The organism is Kineococcus sp. NBC_00420, from assembly GCF_036021035.1.
Lineage (GTDB): Bacteria > Actinomycetota > Actinomycetes > Actinomycetales > Kineococcaceae > Kineococcus.
Genome location: NZ_CP107930.1, coordinates 1,392,782 through 1,416,391 on the forward strand (window position 1 = coordinate 1,392,782; position 23,610 = coordinate 1,416,391).

At 72.0% G+C, this 23,610-nt stretch carries 23 protein-coding genes; 11 read left to right on the forward strand and 12 right to left on the reverse strand.

Going from position 1 to position 23,610, the window contains the following annotated elements:
• Positions 1 to 4 precede the first annotated feature (4 nt).
• The 3 genes from OG218_RS06760 to OG218_RS06770 are packed head-to-tail and all read right to left on the reverse strand — an operon-like array spanning position 5 to position 3,098.
• Entirely contained in the window at positions 5 to 838 is an 834-nt protein-coding gene (locus OG218_RS06760) for a carbohydrate ABC transporter permease (protein ID WP_442906468.1), read from the reverse strand.
• Positions 839 to 846: 8 nt separating this feature from the next.
• Positions 847 to 1,800, reverse strand: a complete 954-nt coding sequence (locus tag OG218_RS06765; RefSeq protein ID WP_328292440.1) for a carbohydrate ABC transporter permease — start codon at positions 1,798 to 1,800, stop codon at positions 847 to 849.
• Complete coding sequence (locus OG218_RS06770) at positions 1,797 to 3,098, reverse strand: extracellular solute-binding protein (protein WP_328292441.1); 1,302 nt, start codon at positions 3,096 to 3,098, stop codon at positions 1,797 to 1,799. Before OG218_RS06770 ends, OG218_RS06765 begins: the two co-directional genes overlap by 4 nt.
• A gap of 162 nt (positions 3,099 to 3,260) precedes the next feature.
• Between OG218_RS06770 and OG218_RS06775 the strand changes: the two genes are divergently transcribed.
• The 3 genes from OG218_RS06775 to OG218_RS06785 all read left to right on the forward strand — a co-directional run bounded on the left by OG218_RS06775 (position 3,261) and on the right by OG218_RS06785 (position 6,702).
• Entirely contained in the window at positions 3,261 to 4,691 is a 1,431-nt protein-coding gene (locus OG218_RS06775) for a class II fumarate hydratase (protein ID WP_328292442.1), read from the forward strand.
• A 95-nt stretch (positions 4,692 to 4,786) separates the two neighbouring features.
• Positions 4,787 to 6,379: a cation:proton antiporter gene (locus OG218_RS06780; protein WP_328292443.1), complete on the forward strand. Its 1,593-nt coding sequence runs from the start codon at positions 4,787 to 4,789 to the stop codon at positions 6,377 to 6,379.
• Positions 6,379 to 6,702, forward strand: a complete 324-nt coding sequence (locus OG218_RS06785; RefSeq protein ID WP_328292444.1) for an exo-rhamnogalacturonan lyase family protein — start codon at positions 6,379 to 6,381, stop codon at positions 6,700 to 6,702. The genes OG218_RS06780 and OG218_RS06785 overlap by 1 nt, the downstream gene beginning before the upstream one ends.
• Here the strand turns inward: OG218_RS06785 and rpsD are convergent.
• A complete protein-coding gene (gene rpsD / locus OG218_RS06790; RefSeq protein WP_328292445.1) occupies positions 6,690 to 7,298 on the reverse strand; it encodes a 30S ribosomal protein S4 in 609 nt (202 codons plus the stop codon). The genes OG218_RS06785 and rpsD overlap by 13 nt on opposite strands.
• Positions 7,299 to 7,485: 187 nt before the next feature.
• Between rpsD and OG218_RS06795 the strand changes: the two genes are divergently transcribed.
• Positions 7,486 to 8,421, forward strand: a complete 936-nt coding sequence (locus OG218_RS06795) for a DUF2470 domain-containing protein (protein WP_328292446.1) — start codon at positions 7,486 to 7,488, stop codon at positions 8,419 to 8,421.
• Between the two features lie 69 nt (positions 8,422 to 8,490).
• Here OG218_RS06795 and OG218_RS06800 read toward each other — a convergent pair whose 3' ends face one another.
• The 3 genes from OG218_RS06800 to OG218_RS06810 form a co-directional block, all read right to left on the reverse strand.
• Positions 8,491 to 9,192: a hypothetical protein gene (locus tag OG218_RS06800; protein WP_328292447.1), complete on the reverse strand. Its 702-nt coding sequence runs from the start codon at positions 9,190 to 9,192 to the stop codon at positions 8,491 to 8,493.
• 369 nt (positions 9,193 to 9,561) lie between these two features.
• Positions 9,562 to 10,953, reverse strand: coding sequence for a PhoH family protein (locus tag OG218_RS06805; protein ID WP_380161332.1), 1,392 nt, complete (start codon positions 10,951 to 10,953; stop codon positions 9,562 to 9,564).
• A 322-nt stretch (positions 10,954 to 11,275) separates the two neighbouring features.
• Positions 11,276 to 12,037, reverse strand: a complete 762-nt coding sequence (locus OG218_RS06810; RefSeq protein ID WP_328292449.1) for an isoprenyl transferase — start codon at positions 12,035 to 12,037, stop codon at positions 11,276 to 11,278.
• 180 nt (positions 12,038 to 12,217) lie between these two features.
• On the opposite strand from OG218_RS06810, the gene OG218_RS06815 reads away from it, so the two are divergent.
• Complete coding sequence (locus OG218_RS06815) at positions 12,218 to 13,552, forward strand: extracellular solute-binding protein (protein WP_328292450.1); 1,335 nt, start codon at positions 12,218 to 12,220, stop codon at positions 13,550 to 13,552.
• A 46-nt stretch (positions 13,553 to 13,598) separates the two neighbouring features.
• A complete protein-coding gene (gene trhA / locus OG218_RS06820) occupies positions 13,599 to 14,279 on the forward strand; it encodes a PAQR family membrane homeostasis protein TrhA (protein WP_328292451.1) in 681 nt (226 codons plus the stop codon).
• On the opposite strand, the gene OG218_RS06825 is transcribed toward trhA, so the two are convergent.
• Positions 14,269 to 16,323: a thioredoxin domain-containing protein gene (locus OG218_RS06825; RefSeq protein ID WP_328292452.1), complete on the reverse strand. Its 2,055-nt coding sequence runs from the start codon at positions 16,321 to 16,323 to the stop codon at positions 14,269 to 14,271. The two genes, trhA and OG218_RS06825, sit on opposite strands and share 11 nt — an antisense overlap.
• Positions 16,324 to 16,443: 120 nt before the next feature.
• Here OG218_RS06825 and OG218_RS06830 point away from each other — a divergent pair, with 120 nt between their 5' ends.
• Together OG218_RS06830 and OG218_RS06835 are read left to right on the forward strand one after the other, a co-directional pair.
• Entirely contained in the window at positions 16,444 to 16,863 is a 420-nt protein-coding gene (locus OG218_RS06830; RefSeq protein WP_328292453.1) for a VOC family protein, read from the forward strand.
• Entirely contained in the window at positions 16,860 to 17,792 is a 933-nt protein-coding gene (locus OG218_RS06835; protein ID WP_328292454.1) for a Gfo/Idh/MocA family protein, read from the forward strand. The genes OG218_RS06830 and OG218_RS06835 overlap by 4 nt, the downstream gene beginning before the upstream one ends.
• Here the strand turns inward: OG218_RS06835 and OG218_RS06840 are convergent.
• Positions 17,783 to 18,085 (reverse strand): hypothetical protein, encoded by a 303-nt coding sequence (locus OG218_RS06840; RefSeq protein WP_328292455.1) that lies wholly within the window; start codon positions 18,083 to 18,085, stop codon positions 17,783 to 17,785. The genes OG218_RS06835 and OG218_RS06840 overlap by 10 nt on opposite strands.
• A complete protein-coding gene (gene mca / locus OG218_RS06845) occupies positions 18,082 to 18,978 on the reverse strand; it encodes a mycothiol conjugate amidase Mca (protein ID WP_328292456.1) in 897 nt (298 codons plus the stop codon). The genes OG218_RS06840 and mca overlap by 4 nt, the downstream gene beginning before the upstream one ends.
• A 138-nt stretch (positions 18,979 to 19,116) precedes the next feature.
• Between mca and OG218_RS06850 the strand changes: the two genes are divergently transcribed.
• On the forward strand, positions 19,117 to 19,551 hold the full coding sequence (locus OG218_RS06850; protein WP_328292457.1) for a DUF4307 domain-containing protein: 435 nt from the start codon (positions 19,117 to 19,119) through the stop codon (positions 19,549 to 19,551).
• Between the two features lie 133 nt (positions 19,552 to 19,684).
• The gene (greA, locus tag OG218_RS06855; protein WP_328292458.1) at positions 19,685 to 20,182 is read left to right on the forward strand and encodes a transcription elongation factor GreA; all 498 of its coding nucleotides are present in this window, start codon (positions 19,685 to 19,687) and stop codon (positions 20,180 to 20,182) included.
• 88 nt (positions 20,183 to 20,270) lie between these two features.
• Here greA and OG218_RS06860 read toward each other — a convergent pair whose 3' ends face one another.
• On the reverse strand, positions 20,271 to 21,479 hold the full coding sequence (locus tag OG218_RS06860; RefSeq protein WP_328292459.1) for an AI-2E family transporter: 1,209 nt from the start codon (positions 21,477 to 21,479) through the stop codon (positions 20,271 to 20,273).
• 90 nt (positions 21,480 to 21,569) lie between these two features.
• On the opposite strand from OG218_RS06860, the gene OG218_RS06865 reads away from it, so the two are divergent.
• Entirely contained in the window at positions 21,570 to 22,997 is a 1,428-nt protein-coding gene (locus tag OG218_RS06865) for a sigma 54-interacting transcriptional regulator (protein WP_328292460.1), read from the forward strand.
• Here OG218_RS06865 and OG218_RS06870 read toward each other — a convergent pair.
• Complete coding sequence (locus OG218_RS06870) at positions 22,985 to 23,593, reverse strand: rhomboid-like protein (RefSeq protein ID WP_328292461.1); 609 nt, start codon at positions 23,591 to 23,593, stop codon at positions 22,985 to 22,987. The genes OG218_RS06865 and OG218_RS06870 overlap by 13 nt on opposite strands.
• Between the last annotated feature and the right edge of the window lie 17 nt (positions 23,594 to 23,610).

Here is a 23,610-nt window from a genome sequence, read left to right on the forward strand (position 1 = left end):
CTGATCAACCCTTCACGGCGCCGTTGGTGAGACCCGCCACGATGCGGCGCTGGAAGACCAGCGCGAGGATGACGACGGGGATGGTGACGATGACGGCGGCCGCCGAGATGGCGCCCGTCGGCTGGACGAAGTAGCTGGACCCGGTGAAGCTGGACAGCGCTGCCGGCACCGGCTGCGCCGCCTTCGTGGAGGTCAGCGAGATCCCGAAGACGAAGTCGTTCCAGGCGATGAAGAACGCGATGATCGCCGTCGTGAACACCCCCGGGGCCGCCAGCGGGACGATCACCTTGCGGAACGCCTGCCAGTTCGTCGCCCCGTCGACCTGGGCCGCCTGTTCCATGTCCCACGGGATCCCGCGGAAGAACGCCGACATGGTCCAGATGGAGATCGGCAGCGTCAGGGCCAGGTACGGGATCACCAGGCCGGGGATGGTGTCGTAGAGGCCGATCTGGCGCCACAGGTTGAACAGCGGCGTCACCATCGTGATGACCGGGAACACCGCGACGGCCAGCGCACTGGTCAGGACGATTCGCTTGCCCGGGAAGTTCAGCCGGGCGATGGCGTAGGCCGCGAACATCGCCAGCACCACGGCGATCAGCGTCGCCACCAGGCAGGTGATGATCGAGTTCCGCAGGGCCGGGAGGAACAGGTCGGACCCGTTCCCGGCGAAGATCCCGGAGTAGTTCGTCCAGGTCCAGTCCGAGGGGAAGAACTGCTTGTCGCTGAGCGCCGTCTCGGACTTGAAGCTCATCGAGACGATGTACAGCACCGGCACGATCGCGTACAGCACGATCAGGAGGGCACCGACGTACCAGCCGGTCTTCTCCTTCGTGGACATCGCACCCATCAGCCTTCCCCTCTCGCCCGGGCCAGGTCGACCTTGAACACCTTGATGGCGACGAAGCAGATCGCCAGGACGCACACGAACAACAACACGGAGACCGCCGACCCGAGACCGATCTCGAGCCGGCTGATCGTCTGGTTGTAGGCCAGCGAGGAGACCGTCTCGGTCCCTGCCGCGCCGTTGGTCATGATGTAGACGTTGTCGAAGATGCGGAACGCGTCGAGCGCGCGGAACAGCAGGGCCACCATGATCGAGGCCTTCATGTTCGGCAGCGTCACCTTCCACAGCCGCTCCCACGCCGTCGCGCCGTCGACCTTCGCGGCCTCGGTCATGTCCGAGGGGACCTGGGCGAGGCCGGCCAGCAGCAGCAACGAGATGAACGGGGTGGTCTTCCAGATCTCGGAGAGGCAGATCACCGCCAGCGCGCTCCACTTGTGCGCGAAGACGTCGTAGTCGCCGAGGCCGAGGACGGTGTTCATGAACCCCGTCGTCAACCCGAACGCGTACTGCCAGGCGTAGGCCGAGACGACCGTGATGACGGCGTAGGGGATGAGGATGGCCGTGCGCACGATCGGGCGCAGCCAGCCGAGCACCTTGTGCATGACCATGGCGAGCGCGAACCCGATGACGAGTTCGACGGCCACGGTGACGACCGTGATCATCGCCGTGTTGCCGAGCGCCTTCCACCACAGGCTGTCGCTGAGGATGACGCCGTAGTTCTTCAGGCCGATGAACTCCCGGTCGGCCGGGGCGGTCAGGCGGAAGCTGAACAGGGACTCGTAGAGCGCCTGCAGGATCGGGTAGCCGGTGACGGCGACGAGGATGACGAACGCGGGACCGGCGAGGTACCAGCCGAGTCGCGCCTCGGCGCGGGTCTTGTCGGTCATGCGGGGCTTGCCGGACACCTGCTTGGTGACCGACACCCCTCCCGTGGAACGGGTCTCCGTCGTGCTCACAGCAGTTTCTCCCCCTTCAGGACCTCGCCGATGTACTTCTGCGACGAGGTGGGGGTGCTGTCCGAGACGCCGGAGACCGGCTGCCACTGGTCGGCGATGCCCTGGCTGACCTCGTTGTAGTACGCGGTCTGCGGTCGCGGTTGCGCGGCCTGCAGGGAGGTGCGGATGGTGTCGTACATCGGGTACGCCTCCTGGACCGTCGGGTCGTCGTAGACCGACTCCAAGGCAGCCGGGTTCCCGTCGGAGACCATGTACGCGGCCTGGTTCTGCTCCGAGACGATGCAGGACACCGCCGCGAACGCGGCGTCCTTGTGCTCGCTGAACGCGCTGACACCGACGTCGATCCCGCCCAGCGGCGGTGCGGCGGCCTTCCCCTCCGCCATGGCGGGGTAGGTCGTCCAGCCGTAGTCGTCGAAGATCGCCTGGTCCATCGTGCCCTCGTCGGCCGCGGACTTGCCCTGCGCGTAGACGAACGGCCAGTTCACCATGAAGTCCGCGCCGCCCTGCTGGAACAGGTTCGCCGTCGCGGCCTCGTCGCGGTTGTCGATCCCGGGTCCGCCGACTCCGGCCGCGGTGATGTCCTGCATCACCTTGGCGGCCGCCTCGCCCGCGTCGGACTCCAGCCCGAGCTCGATGTCGGGGCCCTTCGCGTCGGGGTTCTCGATGACCTTGCCCCCGGCGGAGGCGATCATCGCGTTGACCCAGACCGTCATGGACTCCGCGCGCTGGCCCTGGACGCCGATGGCGGTCTTCTGCGCCTTCGCCGCCTGGATGAGCTGGTCCCAGGTCACGGGTTTCGTCATGTCGAGGCCCGCGGCCTGGGCGACGGACTTGCGGTACCAGAGCAACTGGGTGTTCGCCCAGAACGGGGCGGCGACCAGCTGGTCCTTCCAGGTCGCGCCCGTGACCGCGCCCTCGACGACCCCGTCGGACCACTTCTGCTGCAGGTCCTCGGGAACCGGGGCGAGGAAACCCGCCTCGGACGTCTCGGGGACGAAGACCGGGTCGAGGCTCATCATGTCGATGGACGTGTCGTTCCCGGCCAGGCGGCGCATGAGCTGCTCACGCTGCTGGGCGGCGTCGCTCGGCAGGATGGACACCTCGATGGAGTACTGACCGTTCGACTGCGCGCTGCAGTCCTGGGCGATCTTCTGCTGCCCCCCGTTGTCGGGGTTGATGTACCAGTTGAGCGTCGGAGCACCCGACGCCGTGCTCGATCCCCCGCACGCGGCGAGGCTCCCGGCCAGCAGGGCGCCTGCGCCCAACGCCGTCCACCGGATGCGCCTTCGGGATGTCACAGCCCCTCCTTCGACCCCATCGTCCGTTGTTGCTGTGCAGCATCTCTACACCTGCTGTCCACAGGTTGCACGTGGGAGATCACGGTGTCGGCGGATCGTGAGCTGCCCGTGATCCACGCCACCGGCTGCAGGCGCCGGTGTGCGACCCGGCAGGATGGGGGCATGGCCAGTGAAGCCCCTGTTGAAGCATCCGACGTCGAAGCGTCCGATACCGAGTTCCGCATCGAGCACGACACGATGGGGGAGGTCAAGGTCCCGATCGCCGCGAAGTACCGCGCCCAGACGCAGCGGGCGGTCGAGAACTTCCCGCTGTCGGGGACGGGCCTCGAACGCGCCCACATCGAGGCGCTCGCCCGCATCAAGAAGGCCGCCGCGCTGGCCAACGCCGAACTCGGCGTCCTCGAGCAGGATCTCGCCCGCGCCGTCGCCGACGCGGCCGAGGAGGTCGCGTCCGGGCGCTGGGACGCGGAGTTCCCCGTCGACATCTTCCAGACGGGGTCGGGCACCAGCTCGAACATGAACGCCAACGAGGTCATCGCGACGCTGGCCACGGAGCGCCTCGGCTCCCCCGTGCACCCCAACGACCACGTCAACGCCTCCCAGTCCTCCAACGACGTGTTCCCGACGTCCGTGCACGTCGCGGCCACCGCCGCCGTCGTCAACGAGCTGGTCCCGGCCCTGCGCCACCTCGAGGCGTCGCTGCGCCGCAAGGCGGACGAGTGGGCCGACGTCGTGAAGTCGGGGCGCACCCACCTCATGGACGCGACCCCCGTGACGCTGGGCCAGGAGTTCGCCGGCTACGCCGCGCAGGTCAAGCGCGGGATCGAGCGCGTCGAGGCCACCGTCGTCCGCGTCGCCGAGGTCCCGCTCGGGGGCACGGCCGTCGGCACCGGCATCAACACCCCACCCGGGTTCCCGCAGCGGGTCATCGAGCTGCTGGCCGCGGACACCGGACTGCCGCTCACCGAGGCCGAGGACCACTTCGAGTCCCAGGGCGCCCGGGACGCGCTCGTCGAGCTCTCCGGTGCGCTCAAGGTGGTCGCCGTCAGCCTGACCAAGGTCTGCAACGACCTGCGCTGGATGGGGTCCGGTCCCCGCACGGGTCTCGGCGAACTCCGCCTGCCCGACCTGCAGCCCGGGTCCTCGATCATGCCCGGCAAGGTGAACCCCGTCGTGCCCGAGGCGACGCTCATGATCTGCGCGCAGGTCGTGGGCAACGACGCCACCGTGACCTGGGCCGGTGCCAGCGGTGCGTTCGAGCTCAACGTCCAGATCCCGGTGATGGCGCGCAACGTGCTCGAGTCCGCGCGGCTGCTGGGCAACGCCTCCAGGCTGCTGGCCGACCGCACCATCGACGGACTCGAGGCCGACGTCGAGGCCTGCCGCCGGTTCGCGGAGTCCTCGCCCTCGATCGTCACCCCGCTGAACCGGGTGATCGGCTACGAGGCGGCCGCCAAGGTCGCCAAGCACGCCGTCGCCACGGGGGCGACGGTGCGCGAGGCCGTGATCGACCTCGGGTTCGTCGAACGCGGCGAGGTCACCGAGGAGCAGCTCGACCGGGCCCTCGACGTCATGTCCATGACCCACCCCTGACCCACCCCTGACGCGCGCCGGCGCTCGGGCGGGTTCGCCTGCCCGAGCACCGGGCCCGCTGGTCGTCGGCTCGGTCCTCGCGGGAGGATCGCGGGGTGTTCGCCCAGGTCCTCGTCGTCATGCTGGCCGCGCTCGCGCTGACCATCGTCGCCGCGCGGCGGGGGTGGCAGGCGCCCCTGGCCCTGGCCCTCGCGGGGGCGGGGATCTCCTTCGTCCCCGGTCTGCCGCGCCTCGAACTCTCCCCCGAGGTCATCCTCTCGGTGGTCCTGCCCCCGCTGCTGTTCTCGACCACCCAGGACTTCTCCTGGCGGGGTTTCGTGCGCCGGTGGCGCTCGATCACCAACCTCGGGGTGCTGCTCGTCGTCGTCACGACCGCGGTCGTCGGGTTCGTCGCCAGCCTGATGATCCCGTGGGTGTCGCTGTCGATGGCCCTGGTGCTGGCCGCCGTCGTCGCCCCACCCGACGCCGTCACCGCGGTCGCGATCGGCGGGCGGCTGGGGTTGCCGTCGCGGGTGCTCGACACGCTGAAGGGCGAGAGCCTCGTCAACGACGCGGCCGCCCTCACGTTGTTCTCGGTGACGATCGCGTCGGCCTCGGCGGACAACGACGACATCGTGCAGAACCCGTTCCTGTTCTTCCTCGTCACCTCCGCGATCGGGCTCGCGGTGGGGTGGACGCTGGGCCACCTCGCGGCGGGGGTGCGAGCCCGCCTGCGCGAGCCCTCGCTCATGACGGCCTTCGCCGTCCTGCTCCCGTTCACCGCCTACGCCGTGGCCGAGGCCGTCGAGGGTTCCGGGGTGCTCGCCGTCGTGACCGCGGGTTTCGTGCTGTCCCGGCACTCGCTGGCCGCCGCCTACGCGACGAGGCTCTCCGAGCGCGAGGTCTGGAACATCGTCGACGTCCTGCTCGAGGCCTTCGTCTTCGCCTACCTCGGCCTGCAGTTCCACTTCCTGCTGCAGGACGCCGTGACCGACGGCGCCCGGGCCTGGTCGTTGCTCGTCGCGGGGCTGGTGGTGCTGGCCGCGGTCGTCCTCGTCCGCGTCGTCTGGGTCGTGGCCGGTGGCTTCCTCATGCGGAACGTGCTGCACGGCAGGTTCTCCGCGGGTGGTCAGCACTTCACCGTGGCCGAGGACGTCGTCATCGCCTGGACGGGGATGCGCGGGGTCGTGACGCTGGCGGCCGCGGCCGGGATCCCCGAGTCGTTCCCGCACCGGGCCGACCTGCAGGTGCTCGCGTTCGTCGTCGCGGTCGGCACCCTGCTGCTGCAGGGGTCGACCCTGCCGCCGCTCATCCGCCGTCTCGACCTCGACACCTCCCAGGAGCAGCACTGGCGCGCGGAACAGCGCCACAAGGCCCGTGACGTCGCCCGGCAGACCATGTTCGAGGTGCTCCGCAGCGCCCGCGAGGAGGCGACCGACCCGAGCGAACGCGCGGTCGTGGACGCCCTCCTGGAGCGCGCCGACCGGATGGCGCAGGTCCGCGCCTCGGAACAGGAGGAGAACGAGGGGACGGGTCGGATCGCGAAGCGCAGCGTCGAGGTGCGCCGGCGGATGATCGCGGCCCAGCGCGGCGCGCTGCTCAGCGCGGAGGACAACGGCGAACTCACCGAGGACGCCGTGCGCGAGGCGCTGGAACAGCTCGACCTCGACGAGGCCTCCCTCGCGCACCGCGGTTCCCCGAGGTTGTGATGCACCGGATCCCGCTGCGCTGGATCGACGACGAGCCCCCGGCGGAACTGCCCACCGGGGCGACGCTCGGGGTTCCACCGCAGCGGGAGTTCCTCCGCGACGAGGGTTTCGCCCGGGTCCACCTCGAACCCCCGGAGGTGTTCCGGGCCGCGGACGAGGCGCCCACCCTGTCGACGAACGACGCCGCCCAGTTCTCCCTGGCCGCGATCGCGAAGCTCGCCCTCGTCGGCGACGACCTCGGGCAGCAGGTGGGAACGACGCAGGGCGCCGACCCCCGGGGGGATCGACGCCCTGAGAAGGGTGCGGCAGGTCAGCGCGAGTAGTACTCGACGACGAGCTGCTCGTCGCAGGTCACGGGGATCTGCTCGCGGACCGGGAGGGCGTTCACCGTGGCGGTGAGGTCCTCGCGCTCCACGGCCAGCCAGCCCGGGATCTCGTTGTCGCTCCAGCCGCCCTCACGGGCGACGATGAACGGCGTCTTGGTCTTCGAGCGAGGGGCGACCTCGATCGTCTGGCCGACGACGACGCGGAACGACGGACGGTCGACGCGGCGACCGTCGACGACGATGTGGCGGTGCGTGACCATCTGGCGAGCCTGGTAGATGGTGCGGGCGAAGCCGGCACGCCACACGACGGCGTCCAGACGCGTCTCGAGCAACTGCACCAGGTTCTGACCGGTCTTGCCGGGCTTGCGCTTGGCGAGGTCGTAGGCACGACGCAGCTGGGTCTCGCTGACGTCGTACTGGAAGCGCAGACGCTGCTTCTCGCGCAGCTGCGTCGCGTAGTCCGACGCCTTCTTCTGCTTGCGGCCGTGCATGCCCGGGGGGTACGGACGGCGGTCCATGAAGCGGGCGGCCTTCGGCGTGAGGGCCACCCCGAGTGCGCGGCTGATGCGCACCTTGGGTCGGGCGTTGTTCATTCCACTCTCCTGATCGTAAGGTGAGCCTGTCCTCAGTCGAGAAGCACTCGAGAGGGTCAGGACGATCGCGCAACGAGGAGGCACTGTGAACCACCGGATCCAGGGGACCCAGCCGACCACGGCACCAGCCCCCCGAGGATCGGGGGGTTCGGAACGCACCGCCTCCAACCTTACGGCCTCCGAGGGGGTGCCTCCGACGACGGAGGCCCCGCCGACCCCCGGCGCGCTCACCCGGCCCTCCCCCGCGCAGTGGGCGCGCACCCTCGCCGTCGGGACGGTGACCGGGACGCTGCACCTGCCGCGCACCCACCAGGGCTGCCCCCACCACCCGGACGAGGGCCACGACCACCGCCACGGCACGGACGAGGCCGAGGTCTTCGCCGAGGCCGTCCCGCAGCGGCGCGGCCGGGCCGCGCCGTCGCGCACCGAGGCCTACCCCGTGCAGCACCTCACCGACGCCTGGGGCGGCCTGCTGCTCCTCCTGGAGGACGGCTCCGCCCTGCACCGGCGCCTGCTCGACCTGGAGACCGACGCCCGCTGGAGCGGCGTCCCCGCCGTCCTCGACGTGCTCGACGTGCCGCCGGGGCAGGCCGCCCTGCCCCGTGCGCGGCTCTGCGTGACGGGCTGGGTCGAGTCGATCCTGCCCGCCGACCAACGGCGCGTGGCCCAGACCGCGGCCGCCGTGCGGCCCCTCGGCGCCCTGCTGGACGTCGGCAGCACCCGGCTCGTCTGGCGCCTCGAGGTCGCCGACGTGCGGGTCACGACGGCCACGGGCGTGCACCTGCTGGAGGACGAGGAGTTCACCGCGGCCGCGCCGGACCCGCTCTACGACGACGAGGACGGGATCGTCGCCCACCTGGAGGACGAGCACCGCGACGCCCTCGTCGGCTGGGTGCTCGACACCCTGCCGGCCGAGCAGGCGCGTGAGACCCGCGAGGTCGCCGTGGTCGGCGTCGACCGCTACGGCCTGGACGTCCTGGCGACGATCGGTTCCGGGACGACGACGCTGCGCGCGGGGTTCCCCGAGCCCGTGCGCCACGAGCACGACGTCGTCCGCGCGCTCTGCGGGCTGTTCCGGTGCCCCTGCGGCGGCGGCCGACCCTCCGTCCACCACGACGGCTGACCCGCCCGGAGTCTCCGGGCGGGTCGGGCGTCACGGGTGGTTCAGCGGGTCGGGCTCAGCGGGTCGGACTCAGTACCAGTTGCTGGACCGCGAGTGCGACCAGGCGCTGCACGGGGAGCCGTAGCGGCTCTCGATGTAGTTCAGGCCCCAGGTGATCTGGGTGACCGGGTTGGTCTGCCAGTCCGCGGCGACCGAGGCCATCTTGGAGCCGGGGAGGGCCTGCGGGATCCCGTAGGCGCTCGAGCCGGGGTTGTCGGCCGTGTAGTCCCAGCCGCTCTCCTTGTTCCACAGCGAGTCCAGGCAGGAGAACTGCTCCTCGCCCCAGCCGCGGTCGGCGACCATGATCCTGGCGATGGACTGCGGGTCGCGCTGGGCGTTGCGGGTGGCCTCGGCGGCCGCCTGCTGGCGGGCCTGCTCCGCGAGGCGCTCGGCCTCGGCAGCGGCCTCCGCGGCCGCCTGCTCCTGGGCGACGCGCTGGTCGCTGCCCGCGCGGACACCGGCCTGCTCGAACCACGCGGTCGACGTCGCCGTCTGACGCTGCGCCTCGGCGGCCTGCAGGATGCGGTCCGGGACGGCCGCTTCGGCCTTCGGTGCCGGACCCGACGTGAGGGCGGCACCGGCCAGGACGCACGCGGAGACCGCGACGACGCCGGGGGCGGCGATCCGGGCGAAGCGCCGACGCGACGGACGGGTGCGGCGTTCCCTGCGGGTGCTCGGTGCGGTGGTGGGGGTCTGCTCGTCCGTGAGCTCGCTGGTGCGGTGGGGCGGCAAGCCAGGCCTTCCGACGATCGCCCGGCCACGCCCGGTCGAACACGTCCACCTCCAGCGTCGGGTCGCGTCGTTCCGCTGGGAACGCCACCGTGGGACCCGGTCGACCCGTCGGACGCTGCGTGCGTCCGGTCGGTCGAGCGCTCAGGAGGTGCTGTCGACCAGGACGGTGCCCCGCGGACGGGGGTCGAAGCAAACCGCGATCACCCGTTTCGTCACGGTGAGGTCACGTGACCGCAACGATCCGTAGACTTTTGTGGAACATCTCACACGGTTCGTACCCCTATCGGGGGGTTTGACGCTATGAGCGCCCGGATGGTTCCCGTCACCTGGGCGAGCCTGTGGCAGGAACCACCCGTCACTCCCGTCCTCTCAGGCCCCGAAGTCCGAGAGGAGCTCCGTCACCAGAGCCGCGACGGGCGAGCGCTCGGAGCGGGTGAGGGTCACGTGGGCGAACAGCGGGTGCCCCTTCAGCGCTTCGACGACGGCGGCGACACCGTCGTGGCGACCGACCCGCAGGTTGTCGCGCTGGGCGACGTCGTGGGTCAGGACGACCTTGGAGTTCTGCCCGATGCGGGACAGGACGGTCAGCAGCACGTTGCGTTCCAGCGACTGCGCCTCGTCGACCACGACGTACGAGTCGTGCAGCGACCGGCCCCGGATGTGGGTCAGGGGCAGGACCTCGAGCATCCCCCGCTCCACGACCTCCTCGAGGACGTGCGGGGAGACCAGCGCCTCGAGGGTGTCGAAGACGGCCTGGCCCCAGGGCCCCATCTTCTCGGCCTCGCTGCCGGGCAGGTAGCCCAGTTCCTGGCCACCGACGGCGTAGAGCGGACGGAACACGACGACCTTGCGGTGCTCACGGCGTTCCATGACGGCCTCCAGCCCCGCGGCGAGCGCGAGCGCCGACTTCCCCGTCCCGGCCCGGCCGCCGAGGGAGACGATGCTGACGGTGGAGTCGAGCAGGGCGTCGAGGGCGATGCGCTGTTCCGCCGAGCGACCGCGGACCCCGAAGGCCTCGCGGTCGCCCTTGAGCAGCCGCAGCTGCTTGTCCGCGGTGACGCGGCCCAGCGCGTGCCCACGCGGGGAGGACAGCACGACACCGGTGTTGGCCGGCAGCTGGCGGACCTCGGCGTTCTCCAGGACGCCGTTCTCGTAGAGGGTCGCGACCTCCTCGGCGGTGGCGGTCATCTCCACCACGCCGGTCCAGCCGGAGTCGGGGGCCAGTTCGGCGCGGTACTCGTCGGCGGTCAGCCCGACCGCGGACGCCTTGATGCGCAGCGGGACGTCCTTGGAGACGACGGTGACGTCGTGCCCCTCGTCGGCGAGGTTGCGCGCCACGGCGAGGATGCGGGTGTCCCCCGCCGTCGCGAGCGGACCGTTGCGCAGCGAGGACGGCAGGCTCGAGACGTCGGAGTGGTTCAGCTCCACCCGCAGCGTCCCGCCGAGGTCACCGACGGGGATCGGGGCGTCGAGGCGGCCGAACTCCACCCGCAGGTCGTCCAGGCGGCGCAGGGACTCGCGGGCGAAGTAGCCCAGTTCGGGGTGGTGGCGCTTGCCCTCGAGCTCGCTGACGACGACGAGCGGCAGGACGACGTCGTGCTCGGCGAAGCGGGTCAGGGCGGCGGGGTCGGAGAGGAGGACGGAGGTGTCCAGGACGAAGGTCCGGCGGGTCGGATCGGGCTTCACCGCCCCGGCACGTGCGGGGCTCCCGCTGGTCGGGACTGCGGTGTGCGGCGCGGCGGGGCTGGAGCTGGTGACCACGAACGTCTCCCGTTCTCGGGAGCCCGGAGCGCGTCCACGCCCGGACCCCCCTTCAGCAGCGGCGGACCGGGACCTCAGGTCACCCTGCGGGCGACCCGGGACCGGGCCTCCCCGCTGCGCTGGACAGCACGCACGGCGACCTCCCGAGCGGGTGGCGGACGCCACCCGGCTGAAGCCGACGCTATCCCCCGCAGGCCGGCGAACGGGGGCGAACACGCTGCCCGACACACGAACGGAGGTGACGAGTCGGTGACCGGCCGGTGACGTGATGGCGTGGCGACGCGATGACGCGATGACGTGGTGACGCGGCGGCCGCCGGCCCTCAGGCGCCGTAGCGCCGTTCGCGCGCGGCGTAGGCGCGCAGCGCCCGCAGGAAGTCGACCTTGCGGAAGTCGGGCCAGAGCACCTCGGTGAAGAAGAACTCCGAGTGCGCGCTCTGCCACAGCAGGAACCCGGACAGCCGCTGCTCGCCGGACGTCCGGATGACGAGGTCGGGGTCGGGCTGGCCCTTGGTGTAGAGGTGCGCGGCGATGTGCTCGACGTCCAGGACCTCGGCCAGCTCCTCCAGCGAAGTCCCCTTCGCGGCGTGCTCCAGCAGCAGTGCGCGGACGGCGGCGGCGATCTCCTGCCGGCCGCCGTAGCCGATGGCGACGTTCACGACCCCGGAGGTGATGCCGGCGGTGGCCTCGGCGAGCTCGCGCAACCGGGCCGCGCTCGGATCGGGCAGCAGGTCCAGGGAGCCGACCGGGTGGACCTTCCAGCGCGTGGTCGCGGCCACCCGGGCCACGGCGTCCTCGACGATCTCGATGAGGGGTTCGAGTTCCTCGGCCGCGCGGTTGAGGTTGTCGGTGGAGAGGAGGTAGAGGGTCACGACCTCGATGCCCTCCTCGGCGCACCAGTCCATGACCTCGACGACCTTGTCGGCGCCGGCGCGGTGGCCGTGCGAGCTGGGCGCGCCGAAGGCCTTGGCCCAGCGACGGTTCCCGTCGAGGATGATCCCCACGTGACGGGGCAGCGCGTCGGAGTCGAGCGACCGTTCCAGCCGCCGCCCGTACGCGCTGTAGAGGAGATCACGGAGGCCCATCGGCGCTCACCGTATACCTCGGCGTGAACGCTCCCACGCCCGGTCGTGTGGCGATCCTTGACCGCGTGCCGACAGCGTCGACTACGCTCGCAGGACCGACGAGGACGTCGGTCCTCCAGGGGCTGCGGCCCGCGGAGGCGCAACAGCCGCGACGTCGCGGCTCGGCACACCGGAGACCCCATGGCCACGACGTCCCGTCGCTCCCTCCTCACCCTCGCCCTCGCGGCCCCGTTCGGCGTCGGCGTGCTGACCGCCTGCGGGGACAGCGGCCCCGGGCAGGCCGCCGGCAGCAGCGGCGGGGGGGACGGCACCACCATCTGGATCCTGACCGGCCAGCCCGCCGAGGGGATCCGCACCGACTCGATCAAGGCGTTCAACAAGGCGAACCCCGACAGCGAACTGACGATGTCGTCGTTCCAGAACGACGCGTTCAAGTCGAAGATCCGGACCGCCATCGGGGCGAACCAGGGCCCGACGATCATCTGGACCTGGGGCGGTGGCGGTCTGCGCAACTACGTGGAGGCCTCCCAGGTCGAGGACCTGACGTCGTTCTTCAGCGAGAACGCGGACCTGAAGAGCAAGCTGTTCGAGAGCGCCTTCGGGGCCGCGACGGTGGACGACAAGATCTACGCCGTCCCCTGCGAGAACGTCTCGCCGATCGTCATGTTCTACAACAAGACCCTGTTCGCGAAGGTCGGCAAGGACATCCCCACCACCTGGGAGGAGGTCATGGCCCTCCTCCCCGTGTTCAACGCCGCGGGCATCGCACCGTTCTCCCTGGGCGGGCAGTCGCGCTGGACGAACATGATGTGGCTGGAGTTCCTCTTCGACCGCATCGGTGGTGCGGAACTCTTCCAGTCGATCTACGAGGGGAAGCCGGACGCCTGGTCGCAGCCCGCCGCGATCGAGGCGCTGACCAAGGTCCAGGACCTGGTGAAGGCCGACGGGTTCATCAAGGGTTTCGCCTCCATCACCGCCGACTCCAACGCCGACCAGGCCCTGCTCTACACGGGCAAGGCCGCGATGATGCTGCACGGAGCGTGGACCTACGCGTCGATGAAGACCGACGGCGGCGACTTCGTGTCCAAGGGGAACCTGGCCTGGTCGACCTTCCCGACGGTCGAGGGCGGTGCGGGCGACCCGACGAACACCGTCGGCAACCCGTCCTCGTACTACGCGCTCTCCTCGAAGGCGAGCGACGCGGCCAAGACCGCGGCGAAGAAGTTCTTCGCGGAGGGCCTGGTCACCGACGCGACGGCCAAGGCCTGGGTCGACAGCGGCTCGGTACCCATCGTCAACGGCTCGGACAGCATGTTCGCCGGGTCGGACGACGAGAAGTGGCTGCAGTTCGTCTACGACACGGCGTCCGGGGCGAAGACCTTCCAGCAGTCCTGGGACCAGGCGCTCTCCCCCACCGAGGCCGAGACGCTGCTCGACAACATCGAGAAGCTCTTCGGCCTGGCGATCACCCCCGAGGAGTTCGCGGCGAACATGAACGCCGCTCTCGGTTCCTGAGCACGGGCGGTCTCGTGGGCACAGGTCCGGCACGTACCGTCGCGACATGACGGTGGACCTCCCCCACGAGACCGCGGCGGCGCGCGCCAGGCTGAAACCCCGACTGCGGGGGTGGCTGCACGCCGGGACGTTCCCCGCGGTGCTCGTCGCGGGGACCGCCCTCGTCTGCCTGGCCCCGACCCCGAGGACCCGGGTCGCCACCCTGGTCTTCGCGCTCACCGCGGCCCTGATGTTCGGCACCAGCGCGGTCTACCACCGCGGGACGTGGTCGCCCCGCGCGGAGGCCGTGCTGCGGCGCATGGACCACAGCAACATCTTCCTGCTCATCGCCGGCACGTACACCCCGCTGGCGGTGGCCACCCTGCCGGAGGGCAGGGCGCGGTTCCTGCTCGTCCTGGTCTGGGCCGGGGCGCTGGCCGGGGTGGCGTTCCGGGTGTTCTGGATCGGTGCGCCCCGGTGGCTCTACACCCCCACGTACGTGGCGCTCGGCTGGGTGGCCGTCGGGTACCTGCCCGCGTTCGGGAGGGGCGGCGGGATGGCCGTCGCGGTGCTGGTGGGCGTCGGCGGGCTGCTCTACTGCCTCGGTGCCCTCGCCTACGGCACGAAGCGCCCGAACCCGAGTCCCCGCTGGTTCGGGTTCCACGAGGTGTTCCACGCCTTCACCGTCGTCGCCTTCGCGGCGCACTACGTCGCCATCTCGCTGGCGACCTACCGGGTCAGCGCCTGACCCCCAGCACCGCGGCGAGTTCCGCCACCTCCGTGCGGGGCAGGTCGCAGACCTGGCCGCGGCAGACGTAGGCCGCTGCGAGACCGCCGACGAGGGCCCGGTCCTTCAGCAGTTCCGGTACGGAGTCGCCGGGAACCCCGCGGGTGATCACCAGCCCCGGGGCGGTTCCGGCGAGCGCCGTGCGGTGCAGCGCAGCGGTCCCCGCATCGCCGGGTTCGCCGACGACGGCGACCTCGCGGGGACCGTCGGCCAACGCCTCGGCGACGGCGAGGCCCCAGCCGGCGAACCTCGGGGACGCCGACGCGAGCGCCCCGACGGTGGCGAGGGCGCGCAGGGCACCGTCGCGGAACCGGGCCTCGCCGGTGAGGGCGCCGAGGCTGAGCAGGGCGCCCGCCGCCGCGGACGTCCCCGACGGGGTGGCCCCGTCGGAGGGGTCGGAGGGGGCACCCGCGCCACCGCGGGCGGCGGACAGCGCCGGGTCGACGTCGGCGACGTCGAGGAACGACCCGTCCGCCCCGGTGAAGCGGGCGAGGACCTCCTCGCCCAGGTCGCGCGCGACCTCGAACCAGCGGCGCTCCCCCGTCGCCGCGTGCAGGGCGAGGAGCCCCTCGGCCAGGTCGGCGAGGTCCTCGAGGACGGCGGCGGGTCGGCCGACGACACCGTCGCGCGAGACCCGGCGCCAGCCGTCGTCGGTGCGGTGGACCTCGAGGAGGAAGCGGGCCGCCTCGTCGGCGGCCAGCAGCAGGTCCGGGCGAGCGAGGAGCGCGCCGGCCTCGGCGAGGGCGGCGACGGCCAACCCGTTCCAGGCCAGCACGACCTTGTCGTCACGGGCGGGTTGCGGACGGTCGGTGCGGGCCGCGGCGAGCCGCTCCCGCACCCGGTGCCAGCGGCCGGCCTCGTCGCCGGTGAGCTCCCGGGTGAGCCGGGCCGTCGACGTGCCGTGCTCGAAGGTCCCCTGTTCGGTGACGCCGAGGAGGGTGACGGCCCAGGGCCCGTCGTCGAGGCCGAGGACCTCGACGAGGTCGCCCGGGGTCCACACGTAGGTGGCACCCTCGACCGCGTGCTCCGTGCCGTCGGCGTCGAGCACGGGGGTGTCGGCGTCGAGGGACGCGGCGAACGCGCCCTGCGGGGTGCGCAGGTCGGTGAGCAGGAACTCGCACGCCTGCGCGGCGACCCGGCGGTGCTCCGTGGAACCCGTGGCCCGGTAGGAGTGCAGGTAGGCACGGGCCAGCAACGCGTTGTCGTACAACATCTTCTCGAAGTGCGGGACGACCCAGCCGGCGTCGACGGCGTAGCGGGCGAACCCGCCACCGACCTGGTCGGCCATGCCGCTGCGGGCCATGGCGGTGAGGGTCCGCCCGGCCAGCCCGGCCGCGACCTCGGACCCCGTCCGGGCGGCGTGGCGCAGCAGGAACTCCACCACCATCGCCGGCGGGAACTTCGGCGCCCCGCCGAAACCGCCGTGGACGACGTCCTCCTCGGCGGCGAGGGCGTCGACGGCGCGGTCCAGCGCGGCGGCGTCGGGAACCTCCCCGGCGGACGGGGTCATCGACCCGAGGGCCGCCGCGATCCGTCCGCTGGAGGCCAGGACCTCCTCGCGGCGTTCGTGCCAGGCCTCGCCGACCGCACCGAGGACCTGCCGGAACGAGGGGAGCTGGGGGTGCGGCCGGGGCGGGAAGTAGGTGCCCGCGTAGAACACCTCACCCGAGGGGGTGCAGAACGTCGTCATCGGCCAGCCCCCCTGACCCGTCATCGCCGTCGTCGCGGCCATGTGGACGGCGTCGACGTCGGGACGTTCCTCGCGGTCGACCTTCACGCACACGAACCCGGCGTTCATCTGCGCCGCGGTCTCGGGGTCCTCGAAGGACTCGTGGGCCATGACGTGGCACCAGTGGCAGGCCGCGTAGCCGGTGGAGACGAGGACCGGGACGTCCCGCGCGGCGGCCTCGGCGAAGGCCTCGGGCCCCCACTCCTGCCAGTGGACGGGGTTGTGGGCGTGCTGGAGCAGGTACGGGCTGGTGGAGCGGTGGAGGCGGTTCGGCACGAGGTTCACGGTGTCACGCCCCTCCCCCGCGGGCTCGCCGACGGCGGCGGGGACGGGCGGCGGCAAGGGCGGGCGCGCAGGGCCCGACCCGCCTCCCGGGGCAGCCGGTAGCGTCTCCCCGTGACCGATCCGCTCCCCGTCGCCGGGCTCACGTTCCACCACGTCGGCGTCGCCTGCCGCGACCTGGACCGGGAGCAGGCCGGGTACGCACTCCTCGGCTACACCCCGGAGGGTCCCGACTTCGAGGACCCGACGCAGGGCGTCCGGGGCCGCTTCCTCGTCGCACCGGGACAGCCGCGCGTCGAGCTCCTCGTGAACCTCGTGGGCAGCACGACGCTGGACCCGTGGCTGAAGGGGCCGGCCCGGATCTACCAGCAGGCCTACGAGACGCCCACCTTCGACGACAGCGTCGCGCAGTTCCAGGCCGTGGGGGCGCGGGTGGTCTCGCCGCCGGTCCCGGCCGTCGCGTTCGGGGGCCGACGGATCTGCTTCGTCATGCTGCGGACGATGACGCTGGTCGAACTGGTCGAGGCACCGTGAGCGCGCCGGTGCGCTTCGGTGTCCTGGGCACCGGGTACTGGGCCCGCACGTGTCACGGCACGGCGCTGCAGGAGCACCCGGACGTGGAACTGGTGGGGTTCCACGGGCGCGACCTCGCGAAGGCCCGCGCGGCGGCGGACGAGTACGGCGGCTCCGGGTTCGACGACCTCGACGCGTTCCTCGACGCCGTCGACGCGGTGACCATCGCCCTGCCCCCCGACGTCCAGGCCCCGTTGGCCGCCGCCGCGGCACGGCGCGGCAGGCACCTGCTCCTCGAGAAACCGCTGTCCTTCGACCTGGCCGCGGCCGACGACGTCGTCGCGGCGACCCGGGAGACGGGCGTCGCCTCGATCACCTACCTGACCTACCTGTTCCAGCCGGACATCACCGACTGGCTGGCGCGGATGCGGGAACTCGCGGACGAGCACGGCCCGTGGGAGGGCGGGGTGTTCCGGTGGGCGGGGAGCATCGACACTCCGGGGAACCCGTACGGCGACTCCCCGTGGCGCCGGGCGAGCCTGGGGTCCTGGGACACCGGACCGCACGCGCTGTCGATCGTCCACGAACTCTTCGGCCCGGTGAGCCGCGTCGCCGCCGGACGGGGCGTGCGCGACGCCGTGACCGTCTCGCTGGAACACGCGAACGGGGCCGGCACGCAACTGTCGTTGACCCTCACCGCGCCCCCGGGAACGGGCGGGTCCTCCGCGACCGTCTGGGGCCCGGGCGGCAGGCACGAGCTACCCCGTTTCCACGGGACCCCGCAGGAAGGTCTCCGCCGCGCCGTGGACCGGCTGCGCGCCGCGGCGGAGACCGGGGTCGCCGACCCGCTGGACGTCACCGCCGCCCGTGCGGTGGTCGCGGTGCTGGCCGCGGTCGAGGAGCACCTGGCCCGTCCCGACCACGCGACCGCGGTGCGGGCTCAGCCCTGAGCCGGGGGTTCCTCGTCGCCGGCGGAGGCGTCGGCGGCGTGGGCGCGTCGCACCGCGACCTCCTCGGACTCGGCGGCGGCGCGTTCGGCCTCCGCCTCCTCCTCGAGGCGCGCGCGCTGGTTCACCGAGCGCACCCGCCGGGCCATGCTGCGGCCCAGCAGGTACACGGCGAGCGCCAGGAAGAACAGCGCCAGGAAACCCCACAACCCAGGGGTGACCAGGTTCGCGTCGACCGTCTTGGTCGTCGTCGACGTGGGCGACGGGGTCGCCGCCATCAGCAGGGCGGTGATCACGCGCCGTCCCGCAGCCCGGCGAACAGGTCGTCCTCGGGGGTCGTCGTGGGGACGTGGCTCAACGCGAGGTGGTAGTCCTCGGTCGGCCACAGGTCGCGCTGGAGTTCCATCGGGACCCCGAAGAACCAGCCGTCGGGATCGATCTGGGTGGCGTGCGCGAGCAGCGCCCGGTCCCGGGTCTCGAAGAAGTCCGCGCACTCGATCCGGGTGGTGATCTCGAGTTCGGTGCGCTTCGGGGCGTCGGGGTTCGCCGCCTCGTCGTCCATGCGCTGGATCCACTCCGCGAAGGGCGATTCCTTGCCCTGGGCGAGCAGCGCCTCGTGGAAGGTGCGCATCCGGGCCCGGGAGAAGTTCGCGTGGTAGTAGAGCTTGGAGATCTGCCACGGTTCCCCGGCCTGCGGGAACCTCGCCGGGTCCGCGGCGGCGTCGAAGGCGGCGCGGGAGACGACGTGGGTCATGATGTGGTCCGGGTGCGGGTAGCCGCCCGACTCGTCGTAGGTCGTCATCACGTGCGGACGGAACTCGCGCACGACGTGGACCAGCGCGTCGACGGTGAACTCCTCTGGGGTCAGCGCGAAGCACCCGCTCGGCAGCGGGGGCAGCGGGTCGCCCTCGGGCAACCCGGAGTCGACGTAGCCGAGCCAGCGGTGCTGCACCCCGAGGATGCGCGCGGCCTCGGCCATCTCGTGGCGGCGGTACTCGCCCATGTCCCGCAGCAGGGACGCGTTCTCCTTCAGCCGCGGGTTCAGCACGTCGCCGCGCTCCCCGCCGGTGCACGAGACGACCAGCACCTCGACCCCCTCGGAGACGTAGCGCGCCATCGAGGCCGCACCCTTGCTCGACTCGTCGTCCGGGTGGGCGTGCACAGCCATCAGCCGCAACGTCTCCGCCACCTTGATCCCTCTTCCCCGTGTACCTGTCGCCCTCTGCGTCCCCTCCCGCGCCGGGCGGGTGGGACGATCGGGGTCCATCCTCGCCGATCCGTCCCGCCCCGCGAGCACCACCCTCGCCCGTCACCCCAGGAGCTCACCGTGTCCAGCCGCCAGGCGCCCCGGGACCTTCCCCCCGACGTGCTCGCGCAACGCTACGGACGTCGTCCCCGGCGCACCGGCAGGCCCTGGTACCGCAGCCCGGTGCGCCTCGGCGCCGCGATCGTCGGTGCGGTGCTGGTCATCGCCTACGGCGTCTGGATCTCGGTGGCGCAGTCCTCGGGCGCGGCGTACCAGGAGATCAGCCACACCATCGTCGACGACCGGACCGCCGAGATCCGCTTCAGCGTGACCCGCGAGCCGGGGACGGCCGTGCGCTGCCAGGTGCACGCCCTCGACGACGGGTCCTCCGAGGTGGGGCTGCTGCAGGTCGACGTCCCCGCCTCGAACGAGCGCGACGTCCAGGAGTCGGTGCAGGTCAGGACGACGTCGCGGGCCGTGACGGTGGGCGTGGAGTCCTGCAGCACGGTGGAGTAGCAGTGGAGCCGTCCCGGTTCGAGGACTAAGCTGGCCCATTCGAGTCGCTCGCTCCCGCGGTCGCGGGGCCGGCGACTCGATTGTTTGCGGGAGGGCACCAGGCCCGCCCGGGGCACGTGACAGGGAGCAGACCGTGAGCGAGACGACCACCGGCAGCGTGACGTGGCTGACCCAGGACGCCTTCGACCGGCTGAAGGCGGAGTACGACCACCTCGCCGGGGAAGGCCGCACCGAGCTCGCCAAGCGCATCGAGCAGGCGCGCGAGGAGGGCGACCTCAAGGAGAACGCCGGCTACCACGCCGCCAAGGAGGAGCAGGGCAAGCAGGAGCTGCGCATCCGTCAGCTGCGTCACCTGCTCGAGACCGCGCAGGTCGGCGAGGCCCCGCCGTCGGTGGCCGGCGAGGTCACCCTCGGCTCGGTCGTGACGGTCGAGCTGGCCGGCGAGGAGATGGTCTTCCTGCTCGGCAGCCGGGAGATGGGCGACGGCGCCGGTCTCGACGTGTACAGCGAGAAGTCGCCGCTGGGCGCGGCGATCATCGGCAAGCAGCCCGGGACCGAGGTCGCCTACACCGCGCCGAGCGGCAAGAAGGTGCCCGTGAAGATCCTCAGCAGCGAGCCGTTCCACGCCTGAGGCTTGCGGCTCCCGGTGGGATCGTTGCCTCCCCGAGGTCGTCTGGTGACCTCGGGGAGGCAACGATCCCACCGCCCCGGGACCAGCCTCAGCGCTTGACGTCCGGCGCGCTCTCGTCGTCGAGGTGCTCGGAGGCGTCGTTGGGTGCGGGGGTGTCGGGGGCCAGCGGCGCGTCCGAGGCGTCGATCTCCGCGACCTCCTCGGTGGGTCTCCCCGAGCGGGCCAGCGCCGAGACGCCGGTGTTCAGCACCGCGACGAGCGGCACGGCGAAGAGGGCACCGACGATCCCGAAGACCGTCGCCCCGCCGGCGACGGCGAGGATCACGGCCAGCGGGTGCACGGCCACGGCCCGGCCCATGAGGAAGGGCTGCAGCAGGTGGCTCTCGACCTGCTGGACCAGGATGATCACGCCGAGCATGATGAGCGCGACGACGGGCCCCTGGGCCACGAGCGCGACGAGCACGGCGACGATGCCGGACAGCAGGGCCCCGACGATCGGGATGAACGCGCCGAGGAACACGACGAGACCGAGCGGCACCGCCAGCGGCACCTGCAGGATGGCCGCCCCGATCGCCACGCCCGCGCCGTCGACGAAGGCGACGATGACGGTGGCGCGCATGTAGTGCACGAGGGTCAGCCACGACGAGCGGGCGGCGTCGTCGAGGGGGTCGCGGGCCGGCTGCGGCATGAGGTGCAGCAACCAGGACCAGATCCGACGGCCCTCGAGCAGGTAGAAGAAGGTCGCGAACAGGGTGATGAAGAAGCCGGCCACGAGGTGCCCGGCCGTGGTGGCGACCGAGGTCGCCCCCGAGACGATGGCCTCGCGGTTGTCGGAGATCGCCGTCTCCACCTGGTCGACGTAGCCCGAGATCGCCGACGACGACAGGTGCAGCGGGCCGCTGGAGAGCCAGCGCTCGACCTCGCCGACGCCCTCGGTGGCGGAGTCGGACAGGTCGCCGAACCCGCTGGCGGCCTGGGTGGAGATGAGCGTGACGAGGCCGGCGACGATGGCGAGCGCCAGCAGCAGGATGACGAGGGCGGCGACGGGGCGCGGCACCCCCAGGCGGTTCGCGCGGCCGACGAGCGGCCCGAGCAGCGCGGTGATGAGCAGCGCCACCAGGACGGGGATGAGGATCTCGCTGACGAAGCTCAGTCCGTAGGCCAGGACGACCACCGCGCCGACGACGGCGATGAACCGCCAGGACCAGTCGGCCGCGAGGCGGAGCGCCGGCGAGACGTAGGGGCGGGAGGGATCGTGGGCCGGGTGTCTCCCGGCGCGGTCGGCAGCGCGTTGCACAGGATCATCCTGCCCTCCGGCGGGCCGGTCAGCCCGTGCTGGGCACGAACGCCGGTGCGCGTCGTCGCGACCGGACGTAGGTTTCACCTCGTGAGCACCAGTGAGATTCCCACGCTCCCCCTCGAACCCCCCGCGGAGCTCCCCCGCACCCTCGGCGCGCTCCGGGCCTCCGGGCACCGCCACGTCGGGGTCAAGCAGGAACTGCGCGCCAACCTCGTCGCCCGCATGCGGGCGGGTGAGGACCGCTTCCCCGGTGTCGTCGGCTACGAGGACACCGTCGCACCCGAACTGGAACGGGCCCTGCTCGCCGGTCACGACGTCGTCCTGCTCGGCGAACGCGGTCAGGGCAAGACCCGGCTGCTGCGTTCCCTCGTCGGTCTGCTCGACGAGTGGACCCCCGTCATCGAGGGCAGCGAGCTCAACGAGCACCCCTACGCACCCCTCACGCCGGCCTCGCGGCGCCGGGTGGCGGCCGAGGGCGACGACCTGCCGGTCGCCTGGTTGCACCGCTCGCTGCGCTACGGCGAGAAGCTCGCCACGCCGGACACCTCCGTCGGTGACCTCATCGGCGACGTCGACCCGGTGAAGGTCGCCGAGGGTCGGGCCCTGGGCGACCCGGAGACGATCCACTTCGGTCTGGTGCCCCGCACCAACCGCGGGATCTTCGCCGTCAACGAACTCCCCGACCTCGCCGAACGCATCCAGGTGTCACTGCTGAACGTGCTGGAGGAGCGTGACATCCAGGTCCGCGGCTACCAGCTGCGGTTGCCGCTGGACCTGCTGCTGGTGGCGAGCGCGAACCCCGAGGACTACACCAACCGCGGCCGGATCATCTCGCCGTTGAAGGACCGCTTCGGGGCCGAGGTGCGCACGCACTACCCGCTGGAGGTGTCCACCGAGATCGACCTCGTCCGTCAGGAGGCCGACGTCGTCGCGGAGGTCCCGGAGCACCTCCTCGAGGTGATCGCCCGGTTCACCCGCGCGGTGCGCGAGTCGCCCGCCGTCGACCCGGCTTCCGGCGTCTCGGCCCGGTTCTCGATCGCGGCGGCCGAGACGGTCTCCGCGGCCGCCCTGCGTCGGCACGCGTTGTCCGGTGAGACCGGGGACCCGGTCGCGCGCGTCGGGGACCTGCACACCGTCGTCAGCGTGCTCGGCGGGAAGGTGGAGTTCGAGCAGGGCGAGGAGGGCCGGGAGGTCGAGGTCCTCGAGCACCTGCTGCGCACCGCGATCGCCGAGACCTACCGCTCGCTGCTGGGCGGGGCCGAACTGTCCGGGTTCTCCGAACTGGTGACCGAGGGCCGCACCGTCGAGACCGGTGACCTGGTGCCGGCGGAGAAGCTGCTGGAACAGGTCGGGACGATCGCGGGGCTCGCGCAGGTCCTGGACCGGCTGGGGTTGGCGGACGCCACCGCGGGTCGTGCGGCGTCGGGGGTCGAGTTCGTCCTCGAGTCCCTGCACCTGACCCGTCGTCTCGACAAGCTCGTCCTCGACGACGGCCGGACGGTCTACGGCAGCTGAGCCTGTCTGGCCCGGTGGGCCACGAGCGCGAACGTCAGGCCGATCCCGAGGGCGATGAGGTGGCCCACCGCGGTGAAGTCCGGCGCGAGGGCCAGGATCGCGACGAGTGCGACGGCGGGCAGCACGACGTAGGGCAGCCGCACCCGTCGCGGCACCCTGGCCGCGAGCAGACCGATGACGCACGCCAGCCCGTAGCTGACCCCGACGTCGGGGGCGTGCGCGACGCCCGGGTCGAGTCGGCCGTGGGTCAGCTGGGCGGCGAGCACCACGGCGACGGTGAGGGTGGCGCCGACGTGGCCGAACCCGAACGCCAGCAGGGTGGGGACCCGGCCGATCCACCGGGTGCAGGCGGTCAGGGCGAGCACGAGCGGGACGAGGATGAGCAGGCCCTCGCCGTCCGGGACGACGATCGAGGACAGCAGCAGCACCCGGAACGGGAAGCGGCGCAGGTTCGCGAGGTTGGTGCTGGAGTCCTGGACGAACGCGACCTGGTCGCGGTCGGGCTGCACCTTGAGGGCCGCGAACACCGCGAGGACGACGACGGCGTAGACCAGGGCGATCTCGGCACCCCGCAGGTGACGACGGAGGGGGCGCACCCACCCAGTGTGGACGC

Coding starts and splice junctions, on each gene's coding strand:
- OG218_RS06810 (WP_328292449.1), bottom strand. CDS start 12,037: ATGGGCCTCCGTGATCTCCTCTACAGCGCGTACGGGCGGCGGCTGGAA.
- trhA (WP_328292451.1), top strand. CDS start 13,599: ATGACGGTGGACCTCCCCCACGAGACCGCGGCGGCGCGCGCCAGGCTG.
- rpsD (WP_328292445.1), bottom strand. CDS start 7,298: ATGAACAACGCCCGACCCAAGGTGCGCATCAGCCGCGCACTCGGGGTG.
- OG218_RS06760 (WP_442906468.1), bottom strand. CDS start 838: ATGTCCACGAAGGAGAAGACCGGCTGGTACGTCGGTGCCCTCCTGATC.
- OG218_RS06775 (WP_328292442.1), top strand. CDS start 3,261: ATGGCCAGTGAAGCCCCTGTTGAAGCATCCGACGTCGAAGCGTCCGAT.
- OG218_RS06785 (WP_328292444.1), top strand. CDS start 6,379: ATGCACCGGATCCCGCTGCGCTGGATCGACGACGAGCCCCCGGCGGAA.
- OG218_RS06815 (WP_328292450.1), top strand. CDS start 12,218: ATGGCCACGACGTCCCGTCGCTCCCTCCTCACCCTCGCCCTCGCGGCC.